Origin of the sequence: Natrarchaeobius halalkaliphilus, assembly GCF_003841485.1 — an archaeon.
Classification (GTDB): Archaea; Halobacteriota; Halobacteria; order Halobacteriales; family Natrialbaceae; genus Natrarchaeobius; species Natrarchaeobius halalkaliphilus.
In genome coordinates, this window is sequence record NZ_REFY01000004.1 from 180133 (window position 1) to 194865 (window position 14733).

The following is a 14733-nucleotide window of genomic DNA, read 5'->3' on the forward strand; positions in this document are numbered from 1 at the left end:
TACTATTGACGGCGTGACGGTCGAAAAGAAAGCGACGAAGCGCGTTACTCGGCGGCGATGACGTCGTCGATGCGAACGATCATCGTCGCGGCTTCGGTCGCGCTTTCGATCGCTTCACGCTTGACGTCGGCCGGATCGACGACACCGTACTCGAACGGATCGTCGATAGTGACGGTCTCTCCGTCCGTGATGAGACCGGCACGGCCTTCGGATTCGTGGGCGGCACGGAGGTCCACGAGCGAGTCGATCGGGTCCTGGCCGGTGTTGGAAGCCAGCGTCCGCGGAACGATGTCGAGTGCGTCCGCAAAGGACGTGACGGCGAGTTGCTTGCGACCCTCGATGCCGGCCGCTTCCTGACGGATTTTGTCTGCGACCGCGATTTCGGTCGCGCCGGCACCGGGAACGACTTCACCGGAAGCGAGCGCGGTCGCCGCGACGTCGAGTGCGTCACCGATGGCGCGCTCGAGTTCGTCGACCATGTGTTCGGTGCCACCGCGGACGAAGACGGTGACGGCTTCGGCGGCCGCACCGCCCTCGACGAACGCGAGGTCGTCGTCTCCGAAGCGTTCGGTGCGGATTCGGTCGGCCTGACCGAAGTCGTCCGCTTCGAGGTCCTCGAGCGCACCGACGCGGCGTGCGCCGGTCGCGGAAACGATGCTGCGCGCGTCGGAGTTTCCGAGCCCGTCGAAGAGGAGGATGCCCTCGTTGGCGAGGGCGGTACTCACGCGGTCGTCGACGTCGTCGGTCGTGAAGACGACGTCAGCACCGCTTTCGACGATCGCCTCCGCATATCCCTGAAGCTCGCCTTCCTCGGCGTCGATGGCGGCGTTGAGCTGGTCGATCGAGTCGATGGCATACTCGGCGTCGACCTCACCGGTTCGAACCTCGAGTTCGACGTCGAGGACGGCGATCGAGGCGTCCTCGACCTCGTCCGGCATCTCGTCGTGAGCGGGCTCTTCGTCGACGATGATGCCGGGGACGAGTTCGGTCGCGTTCGTGGAAGCACCGATCTGTGTGTGGACCGTGATGTTGTCGCGCTCGACGCTGTCGTCGCCTTCGACGTGGCGAACGGCCTCGACGACCGTTTCAGCGAGCGATTCGGCGGTGAGTCCGCCGGTTCCTTTGCCGGTCATGCTCGACTCAGCGACCTGTTTCAGGACGTCGTCGTCGACGTCGGCCTCGCCGATCTGTTCTGCGATCGCATCCAGTGCGATTCTGGACGCCTCGTGATAGCCTTCGACGATGGTCGTCGCGTGGACGTCCTGTTCGATCAGGTCCTCTGCCTCAGCGAGCAGGTTGCCAGCGATTACGGCCGCGGTGGTCGTGCCGTCTCCGACTTCTTCCTCCTGGGACTCCGCGACTTCGACGATCATCTGGGCCGCAGGGTGCTCGATATCCATCTCGTTGAGGATCGTCGCACCGTCGTTGGTGATGACGACCTCTCCGCCGGAGTCGACGAGCATTTTGTCCATTCCACGGGGGCCAAGCGTCGTCCGTACCGCCTCGGAAACGGCCTTGCCGGCCATGATGTTCGACGATTGGGCGTCTCGACCCTGCGTTCGTTGGCTGTCCTCGCTCATGATGAACATGGGTTGTCCGCCCATGCGTCGCTGTTGTGCCATTGTGAATCCTCACTAACTATGTCGTCAGCACTTCTATATAAATTTTTCCCTACCGAAGTCCCTCCCTCTGGCGATTCCCGTGTGAACCGTCGGCACGAACGCGCCGACCGAAAGTCGGTAGCAAAATATGCCTCGACACTAAACGGTTCACTGGGATGCTGGAGCTGGAACACGGGTTTCGCGTCGTCGACGTGTACACGCAACTTACGCCAGATGGGGGAAACGGGCCAGTTCAACGGCCCGTCGTCTCCCCCGACCAACTCGAGCGGGAGATGCATCAGGCGGGGATCACCAAATCGGTAGTGTTCCCGCCCTCGAGACCGGAAACGAGCTACGTTGCCGCGAACAACGGCGTCGCTCGGCGTAGCGTCGACCGTCCGTTCGTCGCGTTCGCCAGAATCAACGGAACGAAACAGTCGGAACGGTGTCCGACGGGACGTCTCCACAACGCCGTCAGCCGGCGAAAGGAGTATCACACGACGCCCGGCGACATCGAAAAGTACGCCTACGACGACCGATTTCACGGCTTCGTACTGGACCCCACGATCGACGAGTACCCCGACGACGACGTCCTCGCGGTTCTCGAGGACGTGGGCCTTCCGCTGCTCGTCCGCGGGGGTGTCGATGCGCCGCCGGAGGCGATCGCGGACGCACTCCTGGGACGGTCGTTTCCGGTTATCGTCGCGCATTTCGGGGGGTATCCGCTCGAGCGCTCGCTGATGAACGAAATGATCGACCTGCTCGGGGAGTACGACGACTGCTACCTCGAGACGAGTTTCGTCAGATACCGCGAACTCCTGGAGCGAGCGCTGCTCGAGCATCCGGATCGAGTTCTCTTCGGAAGCGGTGCGCCCTCGTGTCACCCCGACGTCGCTGTCATGGAGATCCTGACGCTCGACGTCACCGAAGATCTTCTCTGGCGGGCATTTTCGAAGAACGCCTGTCGCGTGATCGACGCGCTCACACCGGATACGGAGCTTCGCCACTGACGTCGTTCCGTCGGGTCGTCACGTCGGTCGAAACGCCGTCCCGACCGGACGAGTACGCACGCCGTGCAGCGAACGGGTCCGTTTATACCACCGCGGAGCGTCGTGGACGTATGGACGAGCTACGCACGCGCGGTTCCCGCCGAGGGAACGCAACCGAGCGAAAAAGAGGTGTCGATGGGATATAACCTCGCAAATCGAACCGTCGACTGGTTCGACGTGCTTCGGACGTACGGCTACGGCCTCTGTATGGGGACGGCAGACGCCTTGCCCGGCGTTTCCGGTGGCACCGTCGCGCTCTTGCTCGGCTTTTACGGTCGCCTGATCGCGGCGATCACCGCCCTCACGCCCGGACGGGCACTCGCAGTACTCCGCGGCTACGACGCGGACCGCCGGGATCGGGCACGGACGGCTCTCGTCGAGATGGACCTCGAGTTCCTCCTTCCGCTCGGCGTTGGAATGGTGACCGCCGTTGCGCTGATCGCGACCACCGTCTCCGCGTTGGCCGAATCCCACCCCATCGCCCTGTTCGGCTTCTTTACGGGTTTGATAGCCGCGTCCGCCATCGTCCTCTTTCGCAGCCTCGAGTTCTCGTCGCCCGCCCACGGACTCGCCGGGAGTGCCGGCGTCGGGCTCGCGCTCCTCGTCGCCAGCAACGTCATCCAACTCCCCGGAAGCGGATCTGTCCTGATCTTCCTCGCGGGTGCGCTCGCGATCAGCGCGATGATCCTGCCGGGGATCTCCGGTGCGCTGATTCTGATCTTGCTCGGACAGTACGTCTTTCTCTCGGCGGAACTGAGCGCGTTCCTCGACTCGATCAGCGCGCTCGTCTCCGGCAGCGGCTCGGTAGCTGCCGTTCTCGAGCCCGGAGCGACGGTCGTGGTTTTCGTACTCGGTGGCTTCGTCGGCCTCGTCACGATCGCCAGAGTCGTCCGACGCGCACTCGAGGCTCGACGTGAGTTGACGCTGCTCTTTCTCGTCGGACTGATCGCCGGCTCGATTCCCGCACCGCTTTACAGCATCGACGAGGCGTACGCTTGGACGACCGATATCGTCGTCCTCACCGGCGCATGGGCGCTCGTCGGTATCGTCGCGTTGCTCGCACTCGATATCCTGGCCGGCGGGTTCGATCCGGAGTGAGTAGTGACGCTCGCTCACCGCCAGTCGTACAGTCGAACCGCTCGGTCGTGACGAACCGAAATCCCGTTCGGGTTCCGGCGTGCGGATCGGTCAGCGTATCGCGCTCGGAGTCCGTCTCGAGCGCCGCAAGCGACGTTCGTGAGGACCTCGATTCCGTCGGAAACCCAGCCCGTTGGCGTCACGTCGCCCGAGAAAATACGACGGACGCCGAAGACGCCGTCACGGACCGCACTCGCGACCGTTCGGATCAGGACGGTCGGTCGCGGACCGTAGTTCTTCGCGAGCCGATACGAGAGCGACCGATACGCCGATCCCCACTCCGATTGTGTAGTTCCCCCGTCGGCTTCGATCTCGCTTCGAACCGCCATCTCCCCGCACCAGTCGACCTCGAATCCTAACCCGGCGACCCGGTGTGCACAGTCGCGATCACCGCCGACGTCGAGATACTCGTCGAATCCGTCGAGTGCATCGAGAACGGTTCGATCGAACGCAACGTTGTCGGCGTCGAACGGCGTGACGCTCCGGCCGGCAACGGTTCGAGTGTGGCCGAGATCGTCGACGGTCGTCTTCCGGCCGGTAATCGGTCCCGAAACGATATCGACCTCGGTCTCGAGCGACCGTTCGATGGCGTCGTACCAGCCCGGTTCGACGGTACACGCGCCGTCGAGGAACGCAACGATGTCACCCGTTGCGGCCTCGAGGCCGGCGTTTCGAGAGACGTTCGGGCTTCGCTCGGAAATTTCGACGAGTACGTCGACGTCAGTCCGTTCGCGGACGACGCCGGTCGTCCCATCGGAAGAGGGACCGTTGACGACGATCACCTCCGTCCGTGGCGGGGTTCGTTCGGTGAGTGCGTCGAGACACGACAGCAACTGCTCTCGGTCGTTCAACGTGGAAACGACTACCGAGAGCACCATACACTCGGGTAACCGTCCCCGATAGTAAAAAGACGGTGGGTTCTTCCCTCTCGCCTCGCGAAGTCTCGTCCGTTCACCGAAGGCTGACGTTCCAGTACGAAACCGACGCGAAGTGATCCGGTATCGAATGCCCGCCGATCGCCGTATCGAGGGTCCGAATCGGAGTCGCCAGCGCGTTCGGAATCGCCCGGTACAGTCCGTAGGGAACGAGGAAGTCGTCGACGACGTCGACCAGCGTGAGGTCGGTCTTTGCGAGCAACGTCGTGACTTCGCTCTTCGAGTAGAGGCGAGATCCCATCGGAAGCGCCCAGTTGTACACGCTACGGGCGCTAAATCGGTTGAACGTATCGAAGACGATCTGGTCTCGAGAAACGCGGCGCATCTCTCGTAAAAACGCTTCGGGATCGTCCGCGAGATGGAAAAATCGCATCGCGATGACGGTATCGAAGTGATCGTCCGGAAACGGCAATCGTCCCGCATCTCCGCGCAAGAACTCGAGCGTTCCCGAGAGATTCGACCCCCTGGTCTTGGCTCGTCCCTGTTGTAGCATCGCCGCCGAGATGTCCAGCCCAACGACGTCGGCTCCCTGCTCTGCGAGCATCACGGTAAACCGACCGGTTCCGCAGGCGATTTCGAGAACCGATCGATCCTCGACCGGCATGATCGCCTCGAGAACGGCCCGCTTCTCACGGTGGTCGATCAGCTGACCGCCCCGAGAGAAGCGCTTATCGTCGTACTCCTCGGCGACATCGTCGGCCTGGTACCACTCCTGTCCTTTCACACTGGCCGCAACTACAGGAGCGCGAGGATAAAACGATACTGGAGTCTCTCCGACGCCTGCCGGCGCGAGCCACCGGTCTCTCGCCGTTTTGGATGTGTTAATATGCCACTAGTACACCTATTATAAACTACAGTATTCGTATCCACATATAGGGAAGGTTTACCATCAGCGGTTCCGCTGGAGGTGGTATGAGCACGACCATTTCGGAGGACCGCATCGGTGCCGCCGAACAGCCGCTGTCCGAAGACGAGTACCGCGACCGACTCCGTGAGCTTCCACCGAGTGCGAAACTCGTCGCGAAAGTCCTCGAGGCCGACTCGCCGCTTTCACAGGGCCAACTCGCAGAGGAGTCCTTACTTCCCGATCGAACCGTTCGCTACGCGCTCAACCGTCTCGAGGACGTGGGGCTCGTCGGCTCTCGATACAGTTTCCGCGACGCCCGCAAACAGGTGTACTTTCTCAACAACTGAGTGGCCGAGCTGTTCATCGACTGAGTTACGCACGGAGTAAGGAACATCCGGTAGGCCCTTTTCCCATCGAGGCCATACCGACGTATGGACGTCGTTCGTCGACCCGTTTCGGCTCCGACGCGGGCACCGGAGGGAGAGACCAACGCGTACGTGCTCGGGACCGATCCGGCGATTCTCGTCGATCCCGCGAATCGTTCCGACGAACTCGACCGACTGGTCCGCGACCGCGAGATCGCACACGTTCTCGTCACCCATGCGCATCCGGATCACGTCGGCGCGGTCGAGGCCTACGCGAGAGAAACGGGAGCGGCCGTCTGGGCCAGAGGCGGGCGAACGGATCGGTTTCGTGAGGCGACCGGCAGACGACCAGACCGGAGATTCTCGTCGGGGACGACGATCACCCTCGGTGAGTCGTCCGTTCGCGTTCTCGAGACGCCCGGACACGCCTCCGACCACGTCGCACTCGAGGTCGGTCGGAACGGCCCGATTCTCTGTGGCGACTGCGCGGTTCGTGACGGCAGCGTCGTGGTCGGCGCGCCGGACGGAGACATGCGCGCGTACGTGAGCACGCTCCGTCGGCTGTGGGCGATCGATCCGCCGGCTCTGTATCCCGGTCACGGCCCGGTCATCGAGCGACCCCGAGCGACGCTCGAGCGCCACCTCTCGCATCGGCACGACCGCGAACGTCGGATCGAGGCGGCCGTCGACGATGGTGCGACGACGCTCGAGGGAATTCTCGAGGGTGCATACGAGAAGGAACTCGCGGGCGTTCGAGATCTCGCGCGAGCGACGGTCATCGCCCATCTCGAGAAACTCGTCGTCGAGGACCGACTCGAGTGGGACGGCGAGCGGGCGGGACCCGTTCGGGACTGAGCGGGCGAGCAGGGTCGACGATGTGACCCCAGCGACGAGACGGTAACCGGCGGTATTTTCGATCCGAAAATACCCTGGCCAATAGTTGCGGAAACGGAAGCACCACAGCTATATATTCAGCTATCGCACAGTACGCCCATGGGCGATGGGATCGGCGGAAGCTATCGACTCGACGAGATCGATCGGCGGATCGTCTACGCGTTGATGGGCGACGCCCGGAACACGTCAGCACCGGCGATCGCCGACGAGGTAAGCGTCTCCGGTGCGACGGTTCGCAACCGGATCGCACAGCTCGAAGAGCACGGAATCATCGAGGGATACCACGCGACGGTCGACTTCGAACACGCCGACGGCTCGCTTATGAATCTGTTTCTGTGTCACGCACCGTTCGGTGACGTCGAGGGCGTCGCCCGCAAGATCGGGACGATTCCGGGGATCATCAACGTCCGGGAACTGATGGGTGGTCGGATGAACCTCCACGTGCTCGCGGTCGGGACCGACACGACCGATCTGCGACGGATCGGCCGAGAACTCGAGAACATCGACGTCGAGATCGAGGACGAATTTCTCTTGCAGAACGAACACGACTTCCCGTATACGCCGTACGGACCGGCCGACAGCCGTCGGCTGGAACCGCTCGCGGACTACATCAGCCTCACTGGCGGTGCCAACATCGTCGAAGTAACCGTCTACGAGGACGCGCCGATCGCCGGTCGAACGCTCGAGGAGGCCGCTCGTGAGAAGGTTCTCGGTGAGGAAACGCTCGTCGTCGCGATCGAACGCGATGATGCGGTCATCACGCCACACGGCGAAACGACGATCCGTCCACACGACGTCGTGACCGTGTTCTCCCCGGATGGAGCCGGCGAGTCCGCACTGAAGGGATTCGACGAGACCGACGGAACGCGATCGAGACGAATCGATTGATATGCCAGTCGACAGACTCATCCCCGAGTTCCTCCAGCGGGAGGACGGGTCGGAAAGCGACGACGCGGTACTCCACGAGTGTCGACACTGCGGCTCGAAGTTCGAGGAGGCGATCGATCAGTGTCCGGTCTGTGGTGCGACCGAGATCGCGACCTACGAGTTCGCGACCGACGAGGGATCGAGTGAAGACGCCGGCGCGAACTCGAATGAGAGATCCGATTCGGGGGACGACGAGTAGCCCGACACCGCGTGCTGACCGGCGAGTGAGTGGGGGGCGATCCCCAGTCGTTCGTCGGAGGCCGAGGCGGAGACAGAGGAGAAAGCGGTGAGTATCGTTCCGACCGGCTTTTGCCCGTCGACCCGTTTTCAGTAGACATGCAATCGCTCGAGACCGAGCTGGCCGAGGCTCGATCGCTCGCGGTCACCGAACTCGCTGACGCGATCGAGTCCATCGGATTCGAGTGTACCCGGTGTGGTGCCTGCTGTACGGCAGACGACGACGAAGACCACACGGCGACGGTGTTTCCCGACGAGGCTCGAGACCTCCAGAGCGCGTCTCAAAAGCAGCCGACGATCGACGCCGAAGGCGAGGCCCGATCCGGAGGTACGAAAACCCCGGCCGAGACGCCGGAATCGACGACTCGCGAGTGGCGAGACGTCGCGCGCCCGATGCCATACGGGCTCGACGAACGCGACGGCGCGCTCGAGGGCGAAACCTTCGAATGGGCGCTTCAGACCGATTCCTGTGGGGACTGTGCGTTCTACTCGGAAAACGAAGAGGGCGTGGGATCGTGCGTCGTCCACCAGGATCGGCCGCTGATCTGTCGGACGTATCCGTTCAGCGTAGCGCTCGCGGGGACGAGCCAGCCGATGGGCGAAGCCGTCGACGAGAACGGGATCGTTCGCGCCCACGAGTGTGAGGGACTGGGTCGCGACATCTCTCGCGAGGACGCCGAATCGCTCGCGAACGCCCTGAAAGCGCGAGCCGTCCGCGAACTCGAGGAGGCGATCGCCGTCCGCGACGCCTTCGAACCGGCGAATCCGGGCCCCGGCGAGGTCGTGGTTCACGACTCCGAAGGGGCGAAGCGAGCGGACGGGACGTCGCTCGAGGAATAGGTGGACCATCTCTTCCGCGGCGTGAATCGAATGCGTCCGAGTGCTTCGGACGGCGAAGCGGCGTTGCCGACGGATCGACCGTTCGAAAATTGCACAGTTCACCGCGCGTCTCATACGGTCTGTTGTGCGCCAGTACCGGTGGGACCGCGATCCGCCTGCGGTTGCATCGGTAATCCGGTACAGCAGTCCGCCTCACTCCGGACGCTCGTAAATCGCTTCAACTGGTGCGTGCGCGGTCGGCCGGTGCCGACCCGAACGCAAACCGATCGGCCTAGAACGTTTCTTCGATGATCTCTCCCACGGCGAAGTTCGATTTAACCTCGCTGACTTCGATTTTGACCCGTTCACCGACTTCGGCCCCGGGAACGATGATGACGTAGCCCCGTTCGACGCGAGCGATTCCGTCACCTTGCTTGCCGATGTCCTCGATTTCGACGTACCGCGTTTCGCCAACGTCGACCGGTGGCTGGGGCTCCGATGGTGCACTCTGTGGCTGCGTCGCCGTCGTTTCGCCGTCGGCGCTCTCTTCGTTTCGAGAGATGAGTGCAACCCGGTAGACCTCTCCCGGATCGACGTCTCCGGTTTCGATTTCTTGTCGTGGCACCTCGATGACGTATCGATCCTCCTCTGCTGAAACCTCCGTACTGAACAGACACAGGAGTTTTTCAGATATTTCCACAGGTAGACCCTCAATATCTTCTCTACTCCCCCTCCATAATAGAACTACCGACTGAATGACTCGATAGCGACCGACTGAACTCACTCGGCCCGCTCGAGCGGCCGGGCCGTCGCGAATCGCGTGAGATCGATCCCGACCTCGAGTGCAGCGTCGTCAACCGCGTCGTACGGCCGATTGACGACGATATCGCCCGCCGTTCGGTTGCCGATGCCCGGGATCGCGGTGAGCTCGTCGAGCGACGCGTCGTTGAGATCGAGGGGATACGGAACCCCAGTCACGGAGCGATAGCCGTGATCGACGACAGCGACGTCCGCCGTCTGACCCAGCGGTCGTTCTCCCGGAATCCCGACGAGCAGCGGGTAGGTGCCGAGCTGTCGCCCGAACGTTCGCCCGTCCTGGTGGTACTCGAGGTGGACGTCGGGGAGGACGGTTCCCGGCGGGACAACGCGTCCGAGCATCGGGTTGTCGATCTCCTCGCGGACCTGCCGTTTGTACCGCTTGAACAGCTTTTTGTGCTCGGTCGCGATCTCAGCGCCGGTGTCCGACATCTCGGTCCCGTCGAAGGACATCACCTGGCGAATGTTGATCCGGCGGAGCATGTAGCCCTCGTCGTAGACCCGCTCCAGGAACTCGCGGTTTCGGTCGTAGGTCTCTTCGCGTTCGCCCTTGAGACCGTGCAAGAGGTTGATCCCGGGCAGCAGTTTCGGGAGTCGGGTGGGTGTCCCTCCGCTCCCGGTACCGTCGTCGGAGAACGCGACGGGGTCGCCGTTCTCGCCCGGACGCCAGCCAGCTTCCTCGTTGACGATTCGAACCGCCTCGAAGCACTCGTCGGCGCTGACGTTGAGGTTGTTCGCTTCCTGGACGACTGGATCGGCGGACTCGAGGCCGAAGGCGGCGGTGTCGCCCGCCGTGTTGTGTTCGGCAATGATCCGGATCCCCTCGCGGCTCTTTTCGGGCCAGTTGACGACCGTGATGGGGTTCATATTGTCCAGGTGCAAGGTCTCGAGGTCGGGAGCGACGTCGCGGATGCCGCCGTACAACTCCCGGAGTGCGTCCGGATTTGGTGCCTCGCCGTCGCCGCCGTAGGCGAGGATGTCGGCCTGGCGGCCGATTCGGAAATGTTTGACGCCGTGAGACGCGAGCGCGTCCACCTCCTCGACGACGGTCTCGGGCGGTCGAAACGTCGGATTCCCGTACAGCGGTTCGGTGCAGAACGAACAGCGGTAGGCACAGCCCCGCGAGGTCTCGAGTTCACAGATCAGGTAGTCGGGATGGTTCGGATGATCTTCGACGACGAACGCGCCCTCTTTCGCCCACCGCGACACCTCCTCGACGTCGCGCATCCGGTTGTTGAAGCCCTCGAGACCGCTCTCGACCAGATCGAAGACGGCCGCCTCGACGTCACCTTTCGCGACGAAGTCGAAATCGAGATCCTGCCGACTCGTCTCGGTCGCGCCGGCGTTTTCGTCACCGACGCCGAACTTGATCGGCCCACCCATCAGGCTCGTTCCGTTCGCCGTCCAGGCGAGCTTTCTCACTTCGTCGGGCTCTGCGGGCGTCCCACCGACGTACTTTCCGGGTACCGTCATTCCGCCGAGATAGATCAGGAGATCAGCCTCGTCGACGTCGCGCCAGCGATTCGGCTCGTCTCGGAGGCCGTCGATCGTGTGGTACGTGATCCGCTCGCGCGGAACGCCCGCATCGACGAGCGCACCGGCCGTGTATCGCGGGTACGTCGAAACGTACGGCGGCACCCCGAAGTGTGCGGGTTCGTCGACGTAACCGTCGACGATCGTCACCGATAGCGACTCGGGGTCGGTCATGAGCCGTGGGTAACTCCTCGAGCGGTAAAACGGTGACTATACTGGGAGATTTGCGCGTTTTCTGCTCGATGACAGTCCGTCCTGCCAGGATCGCGGCCCGGCCCGTCCGAAATGTGAAGCATGATCGTCAGCTATGGTCAAACCGCTAGCTGATGGTGCTAGCGATCGCGAACAGGCAGACGGCGACGGCTTCTCGTCTGACGTTAATTTCCGCAGATCACAATCAATAAGAACGTGGCGATCGTAGCTCTTTATCTAGACATGCTCCGTGTGCATTCACAGGTCCCTGCGTGCCGTCGCCCCGCGGCGAGAACTGGGTGTGTCGCCGTAGGTGGTCGCAGGTGAACCTGAACGATCTCAGAACGTCCGTCGCAGAGACGCTGTACCGGCAGGTCGGTCGAACGAACGGACGGATTCAAACTCACCGTCATCTACCGGTTGACGTCCTCGAGGACGAGAGCTCCTATCTCGTCGTCTTCGACGCTCCGGGTACCGAACCGGACGACGTACAGGTCAGATACGTCGACGGAACGATCAGGGTTCGATTCGACCGATTTCGCGAGTTCCGCGAGGGATTCGACATGCGATTTCCCGGCCGCGGAATGACCCTCGAGGGCGAAGTCGATCTCCCGGCGGACGCGATCGTCGACCCGGACACGGGGATGGCAACCCTTTCCGAAAGCGGAACGGTTCGCATCGAGATTCCGAAAGACAGCGCCGACTCGAGTGACGAAGGCGGAACGGCGACGGACGATCTCGAGTCGGACGCGTCCGACGACGACGTCGTCCCCGATCCCGCTGAACCGGGCGAACTCGCCGTCGAGGACTGAGGCGAATCGCGTTCACGCATCGCCGTCCGAGCCGACCGATTCGACGTACTACTCCTCGAACGTCAGCGTCGTGCCCTCCGTCACGTCGAACTCCTCGTCACCGGCGAATCGGGTCGGGTCGTAGGCGTCTATTCCGGAGCCGCCGCTGATCTCTCGAGCGATTCGCTCCCCGATCGCCGGGGCGCGCATGAAGCCGTGTCCCTGGAATCCGGTTGCGACGTACACCCCCTCACGCAGCCGACCCACGAGCGGGTCTCGATCCGGCGTGGCCGTACAGAGGCCGGCCCACGCGCGCTCGAGTCCGAGTTCGACGTCCGGCAGCCGGTGTCGAATCCGCGTTTCGAGAGTCGCGGCGAATTCGGGATCCGCGTCGCGGTCGTAGCGCGCCGGATCGGCCTCCCGGTGTTCGGCTCCGTTACCGGCGAGAAGGCCGTCGAGATGTGGCCTAGCGTAGCACTCGTCGGTCGCGTCGTACCACATGGGTTCCTCGAAGTCACCGGATCCGATCAGCGCCTGCACCCGGTAGGGCTTCATGGCGATCGAGACGCCCGCATCGGCGAGCAACCGCTTCGTCCGTGCGCCCGCTGCGACGAGGACGGCGTCGAACTCCCGGCCTGCCCCGTTCTCGAGGACAACCCGCGGAGGCGTAGTCCGAACCGCGACGTCCGTCTCGGCCTCGAGGCGTGCCCCGGCACCGGTCGCCGCGGCGGCCATACAATCCGTGTACCGGGCCGGATCGGTATACCCCGCCGCGCCCGCGATCCCGGCCACGGCGATGTCGTCGGTTCGAAGCGACGGGAACCGCTCTCCGAGCGCCGAACCGTCGACCTCGAGAACCACGACGCCGTTTTCTTGCATCCGTCGTACCTGCCTGCGGACGGCATCGATGCGATCGTCGTCCCCCTCGCGTGCGAACCAGACGTACGGGCACTCGACGAACGGAAACGTCTCCTCGCCCGAAAGCGCACGAAACCGCTCGATCGATTCGGCCGCCAGCGTCGCCTCGAGCGAGTCAGCGAAGGCATCGTAACAGATCCCGGCCGCGCGTCCGCTCGCACCGCTTGCGACCGATCCGCGATCGTACAGCGTCACGTCCGCACCAGCGCGTGCCAGCGCGTACGCAGCGGTCGTTCCGACGGCACCGGCACCGATGACGGCAACCGTGAGGCTGGAATCGCCTTCGACAGCGGTGTCCGTGTCGGCGGCGAGGTGCTCTCTCGCTCCGTCCGAAACTCCACCGTCCTCAGTCACGGTTACTCACACAGGGATCGGAACTGAGACGAACGCGAGCGACCGATCCGCGATTCGTTGCGCCACGGAGGCTCGATATCATAGTCGCACGTAGGGGTGGACGTTACTTACGTCTGGGTGGTCGGTTCCGACACCGTGGTCACAGCGTCGAGCGGTCGACCCGCTCGGGCGCTTCGAACGGCGTCGCCAACTCGAGCAACTGGACGAGTATTCGACCCGTTGCACCCCAGACCGTGTAGCCGTCGACGTGGAAGTAGTGGATGACGATGTCGCCGTAGTAGGGATGGTCACGTCGCTCGTACTCGTAGTTCTCCGGGTCGAGCAGCGCCGACACCGAGAGGAGGACGATCTCAGCGACCTCGTAGTCGTCGCGTTCATACGTCCGGTCGGGTACCCGTGCCACGAACGGCGTAACCGCGTACTCCGTCACCGTCCGAATGTCGTCGAGTTGTCCGACGACGTCGACCTCCGATCGATCGAGACCGATCTCCTCGTCCGCCTCCCTCAGAGCCGTCTCGAGGATCGACTCGTCGACGCGCTCGGCACCGCCGCCGGGAAAGCTCATCTGACCGGGATGCTCCCCGAGGTGGTCGGCCCGTCTGGTAAACAGGAGGTGGTCCTCACCGTCGCGGTCGACGATCGGGGCGAGGACGGCGGCGTCGTAGGGCTGATCGTCGATCGCCGTGGGCGCGTAAGCGGCGATCGGATCCAGGCTCAGGAGCGACATCTCAGTCGAGTTCGGCCTCCAGACGCGTTCGTTCGTCGGTCAGGTCGATCGGTGCCCAGGCCTCGACGTCGTAGGTGACGTCGAGCAACTGACGCAGCCGATCGTCGTCCTCGTCTTCGATCGCCGCCTCGAGCGCCTCCGAAAACCGCCTGCGCGTCGACTCACCGAGCGCCTCGCGGTCCAGTCGACGCCGGTCGACGTCGAGAATGTGGGGGACGTCCTCTGCGTGGTCCGGAACGGTCGGAAACGCCGTTGGACCGGCGACCAACAGGGGTTTCCCCTCCCGGTCGTCGCTCACGAGCGCGAACGATTCCAGTGCATCCTCGACCGCCGCCTCGACGGCGGCCTCGTCGACCGACGTCCCGTCCGCGCGGAACGCGGCCTCCGAGAGCGCCCGCTCGAGTTCGGAGCGGGTCAGCCCGCCGAAGAGATCGACGACGCCGGCCAGTTCGTCGGCGGTCACGTCCATACGCGTTCCAACGGGTGGTTCGCTGATAAAGATTGATAGGGCGCTCCGGTCGGCCCGTCGAACGGCCCCGCTGGACGAATCGACACCACCCCGTTACGAGTATCAGAAACCGACGTCTTTCC

The 14733-nt window shown here is 63.6% G+C and carries 16 protein-coding genes; 8 read left to right on the forward strand and 8 right to left on the reverse strand.

Annotated elements, in window-relative coordinates; translation table 11 throughout:
• Nucleotides 1-44: 44 nt before the first annotated feature.
• A complete protein-coding gene (gene thsA / locus EA462_RS10980; protein ID WP_124178958.1) occupies nt 45-1589 on the reverse strand; it encodes a thermosome subunit alpha in 1545 nt (514 codons plus the stop codon).
• A gap of 188 nt (nt 1590-1777) precedes the next feature.
• Between thsA and EA462_RS10985 the strand changes: the two genes are divergently transcribed.
• Entirely contained in the window at nt 1778-2611 is an 834-nt protein-coding gene (locus EA462_RS10985) for an amidohydrolase family protein (RefSeq protein ID WP_124178622.1), read from the forward strand.
• A gap of 174 nt (nt 2612-2785) precedes the next feature.
• A complete protein-coding gene (locus EA462_RS10990) occupies nt 2786-3748 on the forward strand; it encodes a DUF368 domain-containing protein (protein WP_124178959.1) in 963 nt (320 codons plus the stop codon).
• 14 nt (nt 3749-3762) lie between these two features.
• Here EA462_RS10990 and EA462_RS10995 read toward each other — a convergent pair whose 3' ends face one another.
• The gene (locus tag EA462_RS10995; RefSeq protein WP_124178623.1) at nt 3763-4665 is read right to left on the reverse strand and encodes a glycosyltransferase family 2 protein; all 903 of its coding nucleotides are present in this window, start codon (nt 4663-4665) and stop codon (nt 3763-3765) included.
• Nucleotides 4666-4738: 73 nt separating this feature from the next.
• The gene (locus EA462_RS11000) at nt 4739-5446 is read right to left on the reverse strand and encodes a class I SAM-dependent methyltransferase (protein ID WP_124178624.1); all 708 of its coding nucleotides are present in this window, start codon (nt 5444-5446) and stop codon (nt 4739-4741) included.
• Nucleotides 5447-5634: 188 nt separating this feature from the next.
• On the opposite strand from EA462_RS11000, the gene EA462_RS11005 reads away from it, so the two are divergent.
• From EA462_RS11005 to EA462_RS11025, 5 genes are all read left to right on the forward strand, one after another.
• Nucleotides 5635-5916, forward strand: a complete 282-nt coding sequence (locus tag EA462_RS11005; RefSeq protein WP_124178625.1) for a helix-turn-helix domain-containing protein — start codon at nt 5635-5637, stop codon at nt 5914-5916.
• Between the two features lie 84 nt (nt 5917-6000).
• The gene (locus EA462_RS11010; RefSeq protein ID WP_124178626.1) at nt 6001-6789 is read left to right on the forward strand and encodes an MBL fold metallo-hydrolase; all 789 of its coding nucleotides are present in this window, start codon (nt 6001-6003) and stop codon (nt 6787-6789) included.
• A 138-nt stretch (nt 6790-6927) separates the two neighbouring features.
• The gene (locus tag EA462_RS11015) at nt 6928-7716 is read left to right on the forward strand and encodes an Lrp/AsnC family transcriptional regulator (protein WP_124178627.1); all 789 of its coding nucleotides are present in this window, start codon (nt 6928-6930) and stop codon (nt 7714-7716) included.
• A 1-nt stretch (nt 7717) separates the two neighbouring features.
• The gene (locus EA462_RS11020) at nt 7718-7954 is read left to right on the forward strand and encodes a hypothetical protein (RefSeq protein ID WP_124178628.1); all 237 of its coding nucleotides are present in this window, start codon (nt 7718-7720) and stop codon (nt 7952-7954) included.
• Nucleotides 7955-8091: 137 nt separating this feature from the next.
• A complete protein-coding gene (locus EA462_RS11025; RefSeq protein ID WP_124178629.1) occupies nt 8092-8832 on the forward strand; it encodes a YkgJ family cysteine cluster protein in 741 nt (246 codons plus the stop codon).
• Nucleotides 8833-9103: 271 nt separating this feature from the next.
• On the opposite strand, the gene EA462_RS11030 is transcribed toward EA462_RS11025, so the two are convergent.
• Nucleotides 9104-9511, reverse strand: a complete 408-nt coding sequence (locus EA462_RS11030) for a TRAM domain-containing protein (protein ID WP_124178630.1) — start codon at nt 9509-9511, stop codon at nt 9104-9106.
• A gap of 80 nt (nt 9512-9591) precedes the next feature.
• The gene (locus EA462_RS11035; RefSeq protein WP_124178631.1) at nt 9592-11334 is read right to left on the reverse strand and encodes a radical SAM protein; all 1743 of its coding nucleotides are present in this window, start codon (nt 11332-11334) and stop codon (nt 9592-9594) included.
• Between the two features lie 341 nt (nt 11335-11675).
• On the opposite strand from EA462_RS11035, the gene EA462_RS11040 reads away from it, so the two are divergent.
• The gene (locus tag EA462_RS11040; RefSeq protein WP_124178632.1) at nt 11676-12164 is read left to right on the forward strand and encodes an Hsp20/alpha crystallin family protein; all 489 of its coding nucleotides are present in this window, start codon (nt 11676-11678) and stop codon (nt 12162-12164) included.
• 48 nt (nt 12165-12212) lie between these two features.
• Here the strand turns inward: EA462_RS11040 and EA462_RS11045 are convergent, their stop codons facing one another.
• The 3 genes from EA462_RS11045 to EA462_RS11055 form a co-directional block, all read right to left on the reverse strand.
• Nucleotides 12213-13415 (reverse strand): NAD(P)/FAD-dependent oxidoreductase, encoded by a 1203-nt coding sequence (locus EA462_RS11045; protein WP_124178633.1) that lies wholly within the window; start codon nt 13413-13415, stop codon nt 12213-12215.
• A gap of 139 nt (nt 13416-13554) precedes the next feature.
• Entirely contained in the window at nt 13555-14142 is a 588-nt protein-coding gene (locus EA462_RS11050) for an NUDIX hydrolase (RefSeq protein WP_124178634.1), read from the reverse strand.
• Nucleotide 14143: 1 nt separating this feature from the next.
• Nucleotides 14144-14611: a DUF7109 family protein gene (locus EA462_RS11055; RefSeq protein WP_124178635.1), complete on the reverse strand. Its 468-nt coding sequence runs from the start codon at nt 14609-14611 to the stop codon at nt 14144-14146.
• Nucleotides 14612-14733: the final 122 nt, after the last annotated feature.

Excerpts from the sequence above, each read along its gene's own strand:
- EA462_RS10990 (WP_124178959.1), top strand. The coding sequence starts at position 2,786 with ATGGGATATAACCTCGCAAATCGAACCGTCGACTGGTTCGACGTGCTT.
- EA462_RS11050 (WP_124178634.1), bottom strand. The coding sequence starts at position 14,142 with ATGTCGCTCCTGAGCCTGGATCCGATCGCCGCTTACGCGCCCACGGCG.
- EA462_RS11010 (WP_124178626.1), top strand. The coding sequence starts at position 6,001 with ATGGACGTCGTTCGTCGACCCGTTTCGGCTCCGACGCGGGCACCGGAG.
- EA462_RS11015 (WP_124178627.1), top strand. The coding sequence starts at position 6,928 with ATGGGCGATGGGATCGGCGGAAGCTATCGACTCGACGAGATCGATCGG.
- EA462_RS11020 (WP_124178628.1), top strand. The coding sequence starts at position 7,718 with ATGCCAGTCGACAGACTCATCCCCGAGTTCCTCCAGCGGGAGGACGGG.
- EA462_RS11025 (WP_124178629.1), top strand. The coding sequence starts at position 8,092 with ATGCAATCGCTCGAGACCGAGCTGGCCGAGGCTCGATCGCTCGCGGTC.
- thsA (WP_124178958.1), bottom strand. The coding sequence starts at position 1,589 with ATGTTCATCATGAGCGAGGACAGCCAACGAACGCAGGGTCGAGACGCC.
- EA462_RS10995 (WP_124178623.1), bottom strand. The coding sequence starts at position 4,665 with ATGGTGCTCTCGGTAGTCGTTTCCACGTTGAACGACCGAGAGCAGTTG.
- EA462_RS10985 (WP_124178622.1), top strand. The coding sequence starts at position 1,778 with ATGCTGGAGCTGGAACACGGGTTTCGCGTCGTCGACGTGTACACGCAA.
- EA462_RS11035 (WP_124178631.1), bottom strand. The coding sequence starts at position 11,334 with ATGACCGACCCCGAGTCGCTATCGGTGACGATCGTCGACGGTTACGTC.
- EA462_RS11005 (WP_124178625.1), top strand. The coding sequence starts at position 5,635 with ATGAGCACGACCATTTCGGAGGACCGCATCGGTGCCGCCGAACAGCCG.
- EA462_RS11055 (WP_124178635.1), bottom strand. The coding sequence starts at position 14,611 with ATGGACGTGACCGCCGACGAACTGGCCGGCGTCGTCGATCTCTTCGGC.